Source organism: Rhizocola hellebori (assembly GCF_016862955.1).
GTDB lineage: Bacteria > Actinomycetota > Actinomycetes > Mycobacteriales > Micromonosporaceae > Rhizocola > Rhizocola hellebori.
Map to the genome: position 1 here is coordinate 1 of NZ_BONY01000106.1, position 14,486 is coordinate 14,486.

At 65.8% G+C, this 14,486-nt stretch carries 15 protein-coding genes; 8 read left to right on the plus strand and 7 right to left on the minus strand.

Annotated elements, in window-relative coordinates; translation table 11 throughout:
- The 3 genes from Rhe02_RS43925 to Rhe02_RS43935 form a co-directional block, all read right to left on the minus strand.
- Positions 1-593 (minus strand): DUF222 domain-containing protein (locus tag Rhe02_RS43925; RefSeq protein WP_203914483.1); only part of this gene is annotated, 593 nt, incomplete at its 3' end.
- A gap of 179 nt (positions 594-772) precedes the next feature.
- A complete protein-coding gene (locus tag Rhe02_RS43930) occupies positions 773-1,363 on the minus strand; it encodes a TetR/AcrR family transcriptional regulator (RefSeq protein ID WP_203914484.1) in 591 nt (196 codons plus the stop codon).
- 24 nt (positions 1,364-1,387) lie between these two features.
- Positions 1,388-1,909 carry a hypothetical protein gene (locus tag Rhe02_RS43935; protein WP_203914485.1) on the minus strand — a complete coding sequence of 174 codons (522 nt, stop codon included), beginning with the start codon at positions 1,907-1,909 and terminating at the stop codon, positions 1,388-1,390.
- An 81-nt stretch (positions 1,910-1,990) separates the two neighbouring features.
- Here Rhe02_RS43935 and Rhe02_RS43940 point away from each other — a divergent pair, with 81 nt between their 5' ends.
- Positions 1,991-2,548 carry a GNAT family N-acetyltransferase gene (locus Rhe02_RS43940; protein ID WP_203914486.1) on the plus strand — a complete coding sequence of 186 codons (558 nt, stop codon included), beginning with the start codon at positions 1,991-1,993 and terminating at the stop codon, positions 2,546-2,548.
- 83 nt (positions 2,549-2,631) lie between these two features.
- Positions 2,632-2,859, plus strand: coding sequence for a hypothetical protein (locus Rhe02_RS43945; RefSeq protein ID WP_203914487.1), 228 nt, complete (start codon positions 2,632-2,634; stop codon positions 2,857-2,859).
- Here the strand turns inward: Rhe02_RS43945 and Rhe02_RS43950 are convergent.
- Positions 2,856-3,515: a hypothetical protein gene (locus Rhe02_RS43950; protein WP_203914488.1), complete on the minus strand. Its 660-nt coding sequence runs from the start codon at positions 3,513-3,515 to the stop codon at positions 2,856-2,858. The two genes, Rhe02_RS43945 and Rhe02_RS43950, sit on opposite strands and share 4 nt — an antisense overlap.
- Positions 3,516-3,525: 10 nt before the next feature.
- Positions 3,526-4,365: a MerR family transcriptional regulator gene (locus tag Rhe02_RS43955; protein WP_203914489.1), complete on the minus strand. Its 840-nt coding sequence runs from the start codon at positions 4,363-4,365 to the stop codon at positions 3,526-3,528.
- A gap of 57 nt (positions 4,366-4,422) precedes the next feature.
- Here Rhe02_RS43955 and Rhe02_RS43960 point away from each other — a divergent pair, with 57 nt between their 5' ends.
- Both Rhe02_RS43960 and Rhe02_RS43965 read left to right on the plus strand, forming a co-directional pair.
- Positions 4,423-4,974, plus strand: coding sequence for a YdeI/OmpD-associated family protein (locus Rhe02_RS43960; RefSeq protein WP_203914490.1), 552 nt, complete (start codon positions 4,423-4,425; stop codon positions 4,972-4,974).
- Between the two features lie 45 nt (positions 4,975-5,019).
- Positions 5,020-7,344: an arylsulfatase gene (locus Rhe02_RS43965; RefSeq protein ID WP_275412689.1), complete on the plus strand. Its 2,325-nt coding sequence runs from the start codon at positions 5,020-5,022 to the stop codon at positions 7,342-7,344.
- Between the two features lie 67 nt (positions 7,345-7,411).
- Here Rhe02_RS43965 and Rhe02_RS43970 read toward each other — a convergent pair whose 3' ends face one another.
- Together Rhe02_RS43970 and Rhe02_RS43975 are read right to left on the minus strand one after the other, a co-directional pair.
- Positions 7,412-9,493 carry a glycoside hydrolase family 6 protein gene (locus tag Rhe02_RS43970; protein WP_203914492.1) on the minus strand — a complete coding sequence of 694 codons (2,082 nt, stop codon included), beginning with the start codon at positions 9,491-9,493 and terminating at the stop codon, positions 7,412-7,414.
- 98 nt (positions 9,494-9,591) lie between these two features.
- The gene (locus Rhe02_RS43975) at positions 9,592-10,227 is read right to left on the minus strand and encodes a TetR/AcrR family transcriptional regulator (RefSeq protein ID WP_203914493.1); all 636 of its coding nucleotides are present in this window, start codon (positions 10,225-10,227) and stop codon (positions 9,592-9,594) included.
- Positions 10,228-10,271: 44 nt separating this feature from the next.
- On the opposite strand from Rhe02_RS43975, the gene Rhe02_RS43980 reads away from it, so the two are divergent.
- The 4 genes from Rhe02_RS43980 to Rhe02_RS43995 all read left to right on the plus strand — a co-directional run bounded on the left by Rhe02_RS43980 (position 10,272) and on the right by Rhe02_RS43995 (position 14,482).
- Entirely contained in the window at positions 10,272-11,243 is a 972-nt protein-coding gene (locus Rhe02_RS43980; RefSeq protein WP_203914494.1) for an NAD-dependent epimerase/dehydratase family protein, read from the plus strand.
- Positions 11,244-11,245: 2 nt separating this feature from the next.
- The gene (locus Rhe02_RS43985) at positions 11,246-11,710 is read left to right on the plus strand and encodes a GNAT family N-acetyltransferase (RefSeq protein WP_203914495.1); all 465 of its coding nucleotides are present in this window, start codon (positions 11,246-11,248) and stop codon (positions 11,708-11,710) included.
- A 146-nt stretch (positions 11,711-11,856) separates the two neighbouring features.
- Positions 11,857-13,221: an ABC transporter substrate-binding protein gene (locus tag Rhe02_RS43990; protein ID WP_239124446.1), complete on the plus strand. Its 1,365-nt coding sequence runs from the start codon at positions 11,857-11,859 to the stop codon at positions 13,219-13,221.
- A 274-nt stretch (positions 13,222-13,495) separates the two neighbouring features.
- Positions 13,496-14,482: a glycoside hydrolase family 18 protein gene (locus Rhe02_RS43995; protein WP_203914496.1), complete on the plus strand. Its 987-nt coding sequence runs from the start codon at positions 13,496-13,498 to the stop codon at positions 14,480-14,482.
- The last annotated feature ends 4 nt before the right edge of the window (positions 14,483-14,486 follow it).

The window sequence follows — 14,486 nt, forward strand, 5'->3', positions numbered from 1 at the left end:
GGCTCCATCGCGGCATTGACCGCAGCGGCCGCCTCTGCGCCAAGGATCCCGGTCACGCGGATGCGGCCGGTGCCGTCGCCGAACGGCGACAATGTCAGCGATCGGTCAGTCGCGGCGCGCTTCTCGGTCTCTTCCAACCGCTTGCGCTCCAGCTCGTCAACCAGCTCGGGCGCGACCAGGCCAACCGCGTAGCCAGCGGCGGCAGCAAGCTGTGCCGGAGCCAGGACAACGCATTCGTCGGCCAGCAGAACTTTCTCCACCTCTCCTTGCAGCGCGGCGCCGTGCTCCGCTAGACCGGTCACCGCCTTGGCGATAATCGAGGCCTGCTGCTCGTTGATGACACCCGCCGAAAGCGACTCGGCAGTGGCCGGGCAGGCCGTGTCCAACGCCCGCGCCAGCTCGATCATCTGCCGGGCGGTGCCTGGATTGATGCGCAACTTGCTGCCAAGCCAAGCGGTCAAACATGTTGCGCCCTCGCGGCGAGCCACATCTTGGCCGTCGACCTCACGGATCACCGCAAGGATCTCCGCCACGATCGATTGCTTCGACTGCCACAACGTGAGCAGTTTGGTGGACAGTTCAGCTCCTGTCATCGCCCAAACCGCCCCCGCAGTCATGCATCGAAGCCTAGCATGGATCGCACAGATGTTCGAGGGCAGAAGGTGCCTGAAAAGCGGAAACCTCAACGCCACCAAGCGTTTTGACGCGAGGACCTTCTTTGCCGATGCCAGTAGCGGTGACACGTGCTGCCTGGCGGGCAACTCAGTGACTGTCAGTGGTGAGAAAGGCTGGAGATGAAGTTGTCGACGAGGGTGGTCTGGCGGGCGGGCGGGAAGCGGGCGGGGTCGAAAAGTGCTTGCACCACAAGGCCGTGAGTGAAGGCCGCAGCGGTCACGACGATGTCGTCGGGGTCCACATCGGAGGGTAGCTGGCCAAGCTTGATCGCGTCATCGACGTGGGGGCGCAGCATGCCTCGCCAGCGTTCGTAGCGTTTGATCTCGGCTGCGCCAAGCTCTTCGTCGCCAAGAGCGGCGTCCCAGAAGCTGACCCACACCCGGTTTGCCGCGGTCGCTTCGGGCGTCAGCGGCACTACGTCGAGCAGCGCCTCGCGGAGGGCGGGCAGGCCTTTCCCGCTCGCCTTGCGGCGCACGCGGTTGGCCGTGTGCGCGTGGGCCACCTCAAGCGCGTGCCGCACGAGGGCCTGTTTGCTGGGGAAGTAGTGGGTCAGCAGGCCGGTGGAGGCACCCATCTCGGTGGCGACGGCGCGCAGCGTGAGCCCGCCGAAGCCTTGGGCGGCAAGCACTCGCCACACCGCTTCGGAGACGTCCCGGCGTCGGGCCTCGTGGTCGCCGCGTGCTGGCATACCGGCCATAGTATATAACAAGCGTTATCCACCTGGCAGAAGTCCTACCACAATCAGCCCCAGCAGCAGGAGCACGATCTGAGCGGTGGCGAAATACTTGAGCCGGCGCGGGGCACCGACGCGGATATCGGGTCCAAACCCGACGGTGTACCGGGTGACCAGCACGCCAACGAGCGCCGCCACGCTGCCGGTGCTGATTGCCCGCAGCCCCGAATCCGCCACGCCAGAGGCGGTGCCGGGGGCGGGAATGAACACGCCGACGCCCAGCGCCACCGCGCCGGCACAGAGGATTGTTGCCCAGATGGTGATCCGGGAAGGATGGTCGATCGCATAGACCGCCAGAATGGCCAGCATGGGCAGGGCGATTCCGGCCCACGCGGTCGCCGTCAAAGGCAGCCGTGCGCAATCGTGCTCCCCGCACATAGCGTCGGCAAGCCGAGTCCATACAGCGCTGCGAAGCTCGATCCCGGTTGCCACTCCAGCCAGCGCCACGACGCAGATCGCGGTGCTCTCATACCACCGCCATCGCGGCCAGGTGCTGTCCACCGGCTGAACCTAGCGCTCGCTGACAAGTCGGCACCAGCTATAGTACATAACAAACGTTTGGTATGCACGAAGGAGTTGACCATGTTGTCCTACCCCCTCTCCGCCAATGCCGAGCTGCGCGCATTGGAGCCGTGGAACGCCGCCGAGTTCGCGGAGTTCATCGAGCGCGAACGCGACCACCTGGGCCCATGGCTGCCTTGGGCATTGCGGCTGACCGACGAGGAGAGCACCCGGGCGTGGCTGCAGAGCTATGCCGACGACCAAGCCGGCGGCGGCGGCAGGATTTACGGCATCTGGATGGACGGCGAGCTGGTTGGTGGCACGCTGTTCCGGGTCTTCGAGCCGCGTTTCGGCAGCGCCGAAATCGGGGTGTGGCTGGGCGAGGCGGCTCAGGGTCGGGGCCTGATAACCAGCGCGGCGAAGCGGATGATCGAGTGGTGCATCGAAGATCGAAAGATGAACCGGATCGAATGGCGCTGCGTGCCCACAAATAAGCGCAGCATTGCCGTCGCCATGCGTCTGGGAATGTCCCGCGACGGCGTGCTGCGCGGGGCCTTTCCCCTTGACGGCGTCAACCATGACGTCGAGGTGTGGTCGTTGCTGGCCAGCGAATGGCGCGCCAAGACCGGTCAGGATTGAAGAAGCATAGGTGGCACGGACGCTACTAGCGTGGCCGGCATCGAGATTCGTCTCGGTCGGCCATTCGTCAAAGGAGCGCCCAAATGAAGTGGAACAAGTGGATCCGGCAGACCCATCGCTGGCTGGCTATCATCTTCACGGTGACCGTGATCATAACGTTTGTGGCCTTGGCGCAGAAGGAACCCATCGTCTGGGTGTCCTATGTGCCGCTGCTTCCCCTCGCGTTGCTTCTGTTCTCCGGCTTGTACCTGTTCGCGTTGCCTTATGCGGCAAAGTGGCGTGGCAAGCGGGGCACAGCCAGCGCGGCCTAACCCTTTCCTTCCGGGCTGCCGTCGGGGGTCATCGCCCCGCCATCGGGCGAGGTATTGAGATAGACGTGCTGGTGGCCGTGGCCCGCGTCGACGTTCAGCTGGTCGAGCTGGGTCGCCGCCACCGACCAGGTGGTCACGGCGAGCATTCGCTGCTTGGCCGCCAGCTCCAACAGCGGCGCCTGCTGCGCCGCGGGGAGGGTCCGGGCCAGGGTGTAGGTCTCCAGCGCGTTGGCCAGTGCGTTGACCGCGCTGCGCAGCGCGCCACGGGCGACGTTGGTGGCGGTGCCGCCGGAGACCGTTTCGGCGTAACGCTGGGTCTCCTGCAGCATCACCTGTTTCCAGGCGGCAAGGCTTTCCGTCGAGGGCGCGGCGGTCGCGGCGAGCCCGGTGACGATCGGGGTCACCAGCCCTTGGGTGACGCGGGCGGTCGCGGTCAGCTCGACGATCTGCTGCGCGTCGCGTTGGGCGTCGGCCTTCTGGGCGGTGGTGATGGCGGCTTCCGAGTCGGTGGGCCGACCCACCTGCCAGCCCACCAGCAGCCCGATCGCGAGCGCGATGACGAGCCCGGAGGCCAGCCGTAGCAGCTGGCCTCCGGAAAGCCCGGCCTCTTTGACGATGTCAACCTGGCGCGCGGGTTTTCCAGTACGGCGAGACACGCGTCGCAGTCTATGCGTCGCTGTCCGGCAGAAGCACGATCTGCATCTCGGTCACCCACTTGCTTATGTCATCCATGGGGGTGTCCAGATAGACCTCGCGGGCATAGCCCGCCCCGTCGGCCCTGTACCCGTTGTCCTCTATCCACTTCGCCAGCGCCTGGTAGGTCTCGTCGGCGTTTTCCAGCGAACCGTGGTGGATGAGCGCGGCCGCTCTCGGGACAGCGGGCAGCTCGGCGATGTCGAAGCGCTGCTCCGGGCTGGCCTGGGCCGACACGGTGAACCCGGCCACGACGGTGACCGCGCCGTCGTCGTTGGCGGGCGTGTAGTAGGCGACGGGAGATCCGGTCGGCATCACCCCCGCCTCCGTGACCCGTTCGAGCAGCTGCTTGTAGAGCGGCTGGATGGTGGGACCGATGTCCGAGCTGGCATAGCTGGCCGCGACCGCGCTCAAGGTGGCCAGGCGCATGGCGGGCAGGCTCTTGAGGACGACGTCCTGGGTGTTCATGTGACCCTCGATTTCGATCAGTCGGAGTCTCGCGTTGACCGCGGCCAGCCGCGCGGTGTCGGTGGACACCTGGTGTTCCAGCTGTGCCCGGCGCATCCGCAGCATTCCGCGCAGCTCCACGACGTCGACCTTCTCGTCGAGGATCGCGCCCACCTGTTGCAGGGTGAACCCCAGCTCTTTGAGCGCGATGATGCGGTTCAGCCGGGAAAGCTGCTCCGCGCTGTAGAAGCGGTAGCCGCTGAACGGGTCGACCCGGGCGGGCTCAAGCAGGCCGAGCGCGTCGTAGTGCCGCAACATCCGCACGGACACACGGCCGAGGCTGGCAAAATCTCCGATGGTAAACATGGCACCCCTGACTTTGAATCCTGACACGATGTCAGGGTCAAGTGGTTGGATGGGCCGGTGGCCGATCAGACTCCCCCAACGCTGGCATTCACCAGCCAAAAGAGCTTCGAGAAGTGGCTCGAGCGCAACTTCGAGGCGCAAGCCGGGTTGTGGATCAAGTTTGCGAAGAAGGGCAGCGGTGTCCCCTCGGTGAACTACGCCGAGGCCCTTGAGGTCGCGCTCTGCTTCGGCTGGATCGATGGCCAGGCCAAGCGGGTCGATGAGACCTACTACGTGCAGAGGTGGACGCCACGGCGCAAACGCAGCATGTGGTCGAAGATCAATCGGGAGAAGGCGCTGGCGCTCATCGAGGCGGGCCGGATGCGCCCTTCGGGCCAGGCCGAGATAGACCGGGCGCGCGAGGATGGGCGATGGGACGCAGCCTATTCCGGGTCGGCGACTGCTCTGGTACCAGATGACATAGCTAATGATCCTGAAGCCTCAAAGAACCTTGCGGGTATGAACGCGGCGAACCGCTACGCCTATCTGCATCGCTTCATGAATGCCAAGCGCGAGCAGACGAAGGCCAAACTCTTGCAACAACTGCGGGAGGGGCACCGGTTCTACTAAATTCGGGACATGGGCGGACCAAACAATGCAATTCAACGCGGAATTTTGCCGATTCCCGACCGCAGGCCGGTAGGCCTGACCACCTTCGACGCCAAGGATCCCGACACCTCCTATCCGCCCATCCAGCAGCTGCGGCCACCCAAGGGCGCACCCAACGTCCTGATCGTCCTGCTCGACGATGTGGGATTCGGCGCGGCCAGCGCGTTCGGCGGGCCGTGCCAGACGCCAACCGCGGAACGCCTTGCCGCACAGGGGCTGAAGTTCACGCGCTTCCACACCACCGCGCTGTGCTCCCCCACCCGGGCGGCGATGCTTTCCGGGCGCAACCATCACACCGTGGGCATGGGCGGCATCACCGAGATCGCTACCTCAGCGCCCGGCTACAACTCGTTGCGCCCCAACACTTGTGCGCCGCTGGCCGAAACGCTGAAGCTCAATGGCTATAGCACCGCCCAATTCGGCAAGTGTCATGAGGTACCGGTCTGGGAGACCAGCCCGATGGGCCCGTTCGACCATTGGCCCCACCCCGGCGGTGGTTTCGAATACTTCTACGGCTTCATCGGCGGCGAGACCAACCAGTGGTACCCGACGCTATATGAATTCAACAAGCCGGTAGAGCCGTCCAAGACGCCCGAGGAGGGCTATCACTTCACCGAGGACATGACCGACAAGGCGATCAGCTGGGTCCGCTCGCAGCAGGCGCTGATGGGCGACAAGCCTTTCTTCATGTACTACGCACCGGGCGCAACGCATGCGCCACACCATGTCGCGCCGGAGTGGTCGGCGAAATACCGGGGCAAGTTCGACCAGGGCTGGGATCGCCTGCGGGAGGAGACCTTCGCCCGCCAGAAGGAGCTTGGCGTCGTCCCGCCCGATGCCGAGCTGACCAAGCGGCACAAGGAGATCCCGGCCTGGGCGGACCTCCCGGAGGAGCTGAAGCCGGTGCTGTCACGCCAGATGGAGATCTACGCGGGCTTCCTCGAGCACACCGACCACCATCTCGGCCGGCTCATAGACACCCTCGCCGAGCTGGAGGTGCTCGACGACACGCTGATCTACTACATCATCGGCGACAACGGCGCCAGCGCCGAGGGCGATCTGCACGGGTGCTTCAACGAGCTCATCAACCTCAACGGCGCCAACAGTTTGCAGACCACCGAGTTCATGGTTTCGCGCATCGACGACTTTGGCACGCCAAAGGCGTACAACCATTACGCGGTCGGCTGGGCGCACGCCATGTGCACGCCCTACCAGTGGACCAAGCAGGTGGCCTCACATTGGGGCGGCACCCGCAACGGCACGATTGTCCACTGGCCCAGCGGGTTCAAGGCGCGCGGCGAGGTACGTCATCAGTTCACCCACGTAATCGACGTCGCGCCCACGGTGCTTGAGGCCGCCGGGTTGCCCGAGCCGATAATGGTCAACGGTGTGCAGCAGCTGCCTTACGAGGGCACCAGCATGCACTACGCGTTCGACGACGCGAAAGCCGAGGAGCGCCACCAGACCCAGTACTTCGAGATGTTCTGCAACCGCGGCATCTATCACCAGGGCTGGACGGCGGTCACCCGGCACAGCATCCCGTGGGACCCCAGCCCGTTGCCGCCGTTCGACAACGACACCTGGGAGCTTTACGACCCCGCCGACTGGACCCAGGCGCACGATCTGGCCAAGAACCTGCCCGAGAAGCTCGCCGCGCTGCAGCGGCAGTTCGTCATCGAGGCGGCCAAGTACAACGTGTTGCCGCTCGACGATCGCCGGGTGGAGCGCTTCAACTCCGACATCGCCGGGCGGCCGACCCTCATCAAGGGCGACACGCAGACGCTCTACTCCGGAATGGGCCGTCTCAGCGAAAGCTCGGTACTCAACCTCAAGAACAAGTCGCACTCGGTCACGGCCGAAGTGGTGATCCCCAAGGGCGGGGCCGATGGCGTGATCATCTCCCAGGGTGGCGAGTTCGCCGGCTGGAGTCTCTATCTCAAGGACGGCAAGCCGAGGTACTGCTACAACCTGTTCGGCATTCAGCGCTTCTACATCGGCGCCGACCAGCCCGTGCCGCAAGGAACCCACCAGGTGCGGATGGAGTTCACCTACGACGGTGGCGGTTTTGGCAAAGGCGGTGACGTCACCCTGCTCGTCGATGGGAAGAAGGCCGGCCGGGGAAGGGTGGAGGCCACCGTTCCCATGGTGTTCTCCGCCGACGAGACGGCCGACCTGGGCGTCGACTACGCCTCCCCGGTGGCCGAGGACTATCCGGGAGACAGCCGCTTCACCGGCGAAATCGGCTGGGTCCGGCTCGACATCGGCGGCGACGACCACGGCCACCTGATCAGCCCTGAGGAAAAGCTGAAGGTGGCCATGGCACGCCAATAGACAGGGTGAGGGGCCACCCGCTTTCGCGGATGGCCCCTCTGCTGTTGTTCGAACGGAGGCTATTTCCTTACAGGGCAGGGAAGGCGTTCGCCATCAGCTGCTGGAACTGAGCCGGGAAGAATGCTCCCGAGATCGGGGAGTTGGGCAGGGCGCCGCTACGGCTGTTGCCGTTGCGGGCGTTGCCGCCGTACTCCGGGTCGCACATCTGGTCGAAGCCCTTGCCATCCGGGTTCGGGATCAGGCTGCTCGAGCCGTCGGACTCGCCCGGAGGCTTGATCCACACGTAGGCGTCGATGCCGGCCGCCGGGTTGGCCCGCGGGCGCTCGCCCAGGCCTGCACCAGCTTGGTTGCACCAGTTGCCCTTGTGGATACGACGGTCGATACGCGACTGGTTGATGTTGGTGTTCAGATCGGTCGACGTGCTCGCCGCGGTGGGCCGGTTGGCCAGCGCCGGACAGGGCGCCTGAACGCAGTTGCCCCAGCCGTTACGCGACGTGTCGATCAGCATGCCGATGCCGCCGCTGCCACCACCGGTGAAGCCGGCGCCGATCAGCTGAGTACGGAACGCCTGCGCGAACGTCAGCTCGTCGTTGTAGTTGTTGAAGTCGATCCAGGACGACTGGCGAACCTGCTGGCCGTTGATGGTGCCCTGGACGTTGATGAACGGCTCCGAAAGCGCGGAGTAGTTCGCGGTGTTCGTGATGAAACCGTGAACGTCGGCCGGCGTGGCGCCCGCGGAGTTGGCGGCCTGGGCGAGCTTCGTGGCGGTCGCCCCGAAGTTGTCGCTCCAGCCGAGCCAGCCGTGGTGCGCGGCATCGATGTAGTTGTAAACGTTCGGCACGCTGGCCAGCTGGTGGATCGCGTAGCCGACGCCGGTGAGGTAGTTACCGTTCTGGTTCATGACGTCGCAGGCCGCAACCGCGGTGGGCCGGCCCGAGACGTTGGTGACCAGGTTCGGGATCGAGTCGATTTCGATGATCGCGACGATGCGCAGGTTGGCGTAAGCCGGCCTGGCGAAGATGTCACGGATCGGGTTGATGTAGTCCGTCTGGTAGCGACCGATCTCTGTCGGGCCGAGCTCGCCGTTGGAGGCGAGAGCGGAGCAGTCACGGCCGGGCAGGTTGTAGATGACGAACTGGATCACCATCGGGGTGGCGCCATTAGCGGCGTCCTGAGCGACAGCCTCATCGAGGTGAGCGACCAGGCCGCGGGCGGAGCTGCTGCCGGCGATCGCGGCGATGCGGTCCAGCCAGACACCGGTCGGCTGGTTGGCGATCCGGCTTCCGCCGGGCTGCGCCGCCGCAAGGGCGCGCCAGTCCGGGTTGTTGTAAACGCCCGCGTTCGCGTACGGGTTATCGACCCGGTTTCCTCCGCCACCACCGGTGCTGCGGCTGATCGAGAACGACGCTGCGGTGTGGCCGGTGGCCGCTGCGGAGAAGGTGGACGTGGCCGCCGTGGTGCCGGCCGCCACCGTGCAGCTGACCGTGACACCGGTCGACCAGTTGGCCGTGGTGATCGTGGCCGTGGCGGGACAGGTCACAGCGGTGCTGCCGGAACGCGTGATGTTCACCGTCACGTTGCCCGTGGGCTGCGCGTTGCGGCGCAGGGTGACACTCGCGGAGCTGCCGCCGGCGACCGACTGGGAAGCCGGAGTGGCGGAGATCGTCGGCGTCGTCGGGCTGGGCGACGTGCTTGGGCTTGGGCTTGGGCTCGCCGACGGAGACGGGCTGGGGCCACCGCCGCCGTTACAAACGACGTTGTTGACCCTGAACGCGGTCGGGGCACCGGGGAAGGTGCCGACGCCTGTCCAGGTGCCGTTGAAGCCGATACTCGTTGATCCACCGGTGCCGATGTTGCGGTTCCAGTCCAGCGGGACGGCAGTCACGTTCTGTCCGGACGCGGACCAGGTCGCCGACCAACCGGGGCCCCACGATTCGCCGTTGGGCAGAGCGAAGGTGAGCGTCCATCCGGCCCAGGCGTCGCCGGTGTTTTTCACCGTCATGTTCGCAGTGAAGCCGTTGTTCCAGTTGTTGACGGTGTAGACCACTTCACAGGATTGTGCGGCTTGCGCCATGGTCGCGGGGATAATGACGCCCGCGATCATAAGGACGCCTGCACCTGCCAACGCAAGTTTCTTGCGCAGGTTCATGTCATCTCCTTGGGAGGGTTCACAAAGCAGAGCTGACATGCCCGGCCCGGCGGGCTTGTACTGTTAACGCGCCTGCCCTTAGGTGCGTTTCCACAGTGTTACATGGAAGCGCTCCCATCGGCAACAGGTCGATACGTAAGAACAGCGGAAATCAATCGAACTACGTCGCCATGCAAAGCCGAGAATGGACGGTCCTCGGGCTGCGGCACCCCGTAACCCTCCAAGGTTTGGGTGAGCAGCTCATTTATGCCCCCCACAATCGCCAGCGCCTGCGGCAGAGTCAGCTGGCCAATCTCCGGATTGGCCGGTCGTGCGGCGGCCACCAGCTCCACCAGGGTTCCGGCGAAACCGCGCAGCGTCTCCTGGCGCATCCGGAACGCCCGCTCCCCCGCGCCCTGCATTTCCACCAGCAGCGCCCGCGAGAACTCTGGCATCGAGTCCAATGCGGACAGAAACGCCGCCGCCCCGCCGGAGATCCGCTCCGGCCAGCGCTGGTCAGCCGTGCCCGCACCCCGGATCACCTTCATCAGCCAGCCACATACGTGCTGGTAGACCGCCAGCAGGCAGTCTTCCTTGCCGGTGAAGTGCTCATAAAAGGTGCGTTTGGAAACGTGTGCCATGGCGACAATGTCAGCGATGGTGGTCGCCGCATAACCCTTCTCGGCCACGCAACCCGCCATCGCGCCGATCAGGTCGCGACGGATCGTCTCGTCGGTGCGCGCGGCGATCGTCATGGAAGTCGAGAATAGTCCCCGCGCAGGGGATCTAGACTGACCCGATGCGGATTCTGATCGTCGGTGGGACCAGGTTCGTCGGCCGGCACATCGCCGCCGCGGCGCTAGCCGCGGGCCACGAGCTCACCCTGCTGCATAGAGGCAAAACCGGAGCATCGCTGTTTCCCGAGGCCACGCATCTGCTGGCGGATCGCAATGAGGATCTGAGTCTGCTCAAGGCAAACAGCTGGGACGCCACCATCGATGTGAGTGGTTACTTCCCGCACCAGATCGACTCGCTCGCCGCGGCGCTGGACGGTAATGGTGGCCAATACGTCTTCATCTCCTCGGTGTCGGCCTACGAAGCGCCCGAGCAACCCGGCTTCACCGAGGACTCGCCGCTGCGCACGCTGACCGGGCCGGTGCCGACCTCCGGGATCACCGAGGAGAACTACGGTGGGCTGAAGACGCTTTGCGAGCGGGCGGCGACCGAGCACTTTGGACAGTCGACTCTGATCGTCCGCCCCACCTATGTGATTGGCCCGCACGATCACTCGGGCCGGTTCACCTATTGGGTCCACCGGCTGGCCCGCGGCGGCGAGGTGCTCGCCCCTGGGCTGGCCAACAGCCCCATCCAGCTCATCGATGCCCGTGATATGGCTGACTGGATCGTCGAGTTGGTGCAGGCCGGGCGCGGCGGCGCCTTCCATGCGGTCGCGCCGTGGCAGACCTTCGCCGACATGCTTGAGGCCATCGCTTCCCAGGTGGCTCCGGTGGGTACCAGACTGAGCTGGCGAGACCCGGAATTCCTGCTGCGCCACGGGGCCACCGGCGAGCTGCTCCCGCTGTGGGCAGCCGGCGACGACGAGGACGCCTTGCTCAACACCGCCGATCCGGCCGCCGCGATCGCCGCTGGGCTGCGCCCGCGCCCCCTGGCCGAGTCGATCGCCGACATCCTGCGCCTCGAGCCCGCCCCCGACCATCTGGGCTACCTCAGGCCCGAGCGGGAGGCGGAACTACTCAGCCTCGAGCCGTAGCCGTGGCGAACGGCTCGCCGAAGGTGGCGATCCGCCCCGGGACAGAGCGGGACGCGCCCGCTCTGTCCCGGCTGCGGCGGCTGTGGATCGAAGAGAACAAAGGCCCCATCGACGATCCGGACTACGAGGAACGCTTCGAGGCCTGGTGGGCCCGGACCGAATCGCAGCGGCGGGTGTGGGTGGCCGTGCATGCCGGCGAACCGATCGCGATGATGGTGCTCACTCTCGTCGAGCGCATGCCGGTGCCCGGACAGCCGTTGCCGTGCTGGGGCTATCTGACGAATGCGTTCGTGACGGCGCGGTTCCGTAACGCGGGCGTGGGCCGGCTGCTGCTGGACGAAATGCTGGCATGGGCGCGCCAAGAGAAGCTTGCCCGCATCGTCTTGCACCCCAACGAACGCGCCATCCCCTTCTACGAACGCGCCGGTTTCGGCCCTGCTGAGATGCTTATGATGCAAACCCTTTGATCGTCGGCTTTCGCCTTCTGTGCGCAGTTCGGGCCTGAGGAGGTAATCAACAAAGCGCCAGAAGGCCAGCTCCTAGCGTCTCTCGGTCGGCTTTGCAGCCCGGTTCGGCGAAGACAAGTGATCTCTACGCCCATTAGCCTGCCGGGTTGACCATAGGTATGGAGGCCTTCAAAATGCGGATATCCCGGCTGTTAGCCATCGTCACGTGCGTTGTCGTGGCATTAGGGGCGTGTTCGAATCAGCCCGATCCGCTAGCCGATACCGGCAATGAGAGTCTATTTCTCTATGGCTCCGACGGCAACATCCAAAATGGATTCGCTGCTTTCTTCAAGGACCAGCCGGGAATGCTCTCCGGCATGAAGGGCACCGCGCCGCTCGCCGATCTGGCGCAGGACTTCCGCAACCGGATATCCGCGACCGACCCGAACCTGCAGGACCTCATCTTCGCCGGCGAGACCTACGACGCGGTCGTCATCTCCGCCATCGCCGCACAGCTGGCCGGAACCACCAACCCCGCGGCCATCGCCAAGCACATCAACGGGGTGACGATCGGCGCGGACTCCTGCTCTTCCGTGGCCGCCTGCCTGACCCTGGCCCGCACCCCCGGACGCGACCCGGCCTACCGCGGGGTGACCCTTCGCCACGGCTTCACCTCGGCGGGCGAGCCGTCCACGGCCAGCTACGGCGTCTTCCACTTCGGGCCCAACAATCTCATCGACGACGGCAAGACCGAGCTGCTGAACACGGGCAACGATCGCAACGCCATCACCGAGCAGCCGGCCCGCCCGGCGATCCCCGGCAACTACAAGAACAGCGGTGCCCCGCTTGTGCTTGGCGGGCTGCTGCCCATCGACGGCGCGCTCGCGTTCGCCTATCCGCCGATGATCGCCGGGGCGCGGCTGGCGCTCAAGGAAATCAACGAGGCCGGCGGCGTGCTCGGGCAACCGGTGGTCTGGCACGACGGCAACGACTTCACCGACCCGACCAAGGCACTGACCACCGTGGCCAAGCACAAGGCCGACGGCGTGCACGTCATCATCGGGCCGAGTGGTTCAGCCATCAGCATGAAGGTGCTGCCCGAGGTGATCAAAGGCGGCATGATTCTCTTTTCGCCCTCGGCCACCGCCGCCGCGCTTAGCAACGTCGAGGACAGTGGGATGTACTTCCGTACCGCCCCTTCGGACATCCTGCAGGCTCGCGCGCTCGCCGACGTGATGCTGCGCGACGGCGTGAAGAAGATCTGCCTCATCGCCATCGACGACGCCTACGGCGACGGGCTTCTCGCCGATGTCCAGCGCGAGCTGACCGCGGCCGGGGTGGCGGCGGGGCAGATCAAGGTGTTCCAGTACGAGGTGGGCGAAAACAGCATGATCGCTAAGCCCGACCAGGTCACCGAGATTGCCCAGCAGGTCAACGCTTTTCATCCGGAAGGCGTACTGGTGATCGGTTTCGAGGAGTCCGCCGAGGTCATCAAGGGGCTTGCCAAGGCGGGCATGCGTTTCCGCCAGTGACCTTGACGCCGGGCCGGCCCGCCACACCGGCAGGATTGCCTGCCCGGAAGTGTGCAAACGGCCCGGCCACACGGCCGTTGACTAGGCAGAACGCAGAATGCGAACCTGTCTCGGCGCGATCATCTACAGCTGACGGGCAGTACCCCTGCCGCGGATGCCTCTGGCCAGGCCAACCCGACGTCAAACCTTCGCTCAGGTGCTAGCGCTCGCCGGGATGTCCCTTAAAGCAAGTACAGGACATCCCGGCATTCCCCATCGTGGGAGGATGGCGTCCATGCGCGTAGACGGGCGGCGGGCGGTCAGGTGGGCGGCTCGCTGTCTGCTAGCGGGAATGCTTGGCGCGGCAATGCTTGTGGCCGGCACGCTGGTGGCGCTGCACGCGGAATCCTCCGGGACGCCTGAGGCGGCGGCGCGTGGCACGGGCAAGGATGCGCTGTGGCTCGGGCATGCCTGGCTTGACGGGCGCAAAGCACAGGCCGATGTGGACAGTCTCGTGGCCCAGCTGCGCACCACCGGCGTACACGATCTGCTCGTGCACGCGGGGCCGCTCGAGCTGGACGGCGCGCTCGATCTGGGCCGGATCCCGCGGGCGCAATGGTTCACGGCGGCGATCCATCAGGCCCTGCCGGGAGTTCGGGTTCAGGCTTGGCTGGGGGCTCATCGGGTACCGGACGAGACGCCGGTAAAAGACGTGCTGGACCTGGGTTTCGATGGCGTGCACTACGACTTCGAACCGGTGGCCGAGGGCGACGACCGGCTGATTTCGCTGCTGCGCAAGACACACGAGGTGACCCGGCAGCACGGGGCGATCCTGTCGGTCTCGGCCATCCACACCGAGCCGTGGCCCGGGGTGGCGGCCGGCATGAACCTGATTCCGGGCCAGCTTGCCCTGTGGTCGACGGCGTATCTGGGCCGGGTGGCGCAAGAAGTGGACCAGATCGCGGTGATGTCCTACGACACCGCGTTGCCGACCGAAGCCGCCTACGCCGGATACCTCAAGCGCGTCACCGAAAACGCGCTGCGGGTGGTGCCACCGCGGGTCGCTCTGCTGATGGGCGTCCCCGCCTATCACGACGAGCGGTTCCTGCGCTATGACCGGGCCGAGACCATGGCCGCGGCGGTGCACGGCATCCGCCTCGCCCTGGGATCGACGCCGCCGCAACGAGACTTCGGGGTGGCCCTCTACGTCGACTTCGCCGCGACCGAGCAGGACTGGGCCAGCTACCGCCGCGATTGGGCCGATCCGCCCGCCGTAGGGTAGGGCA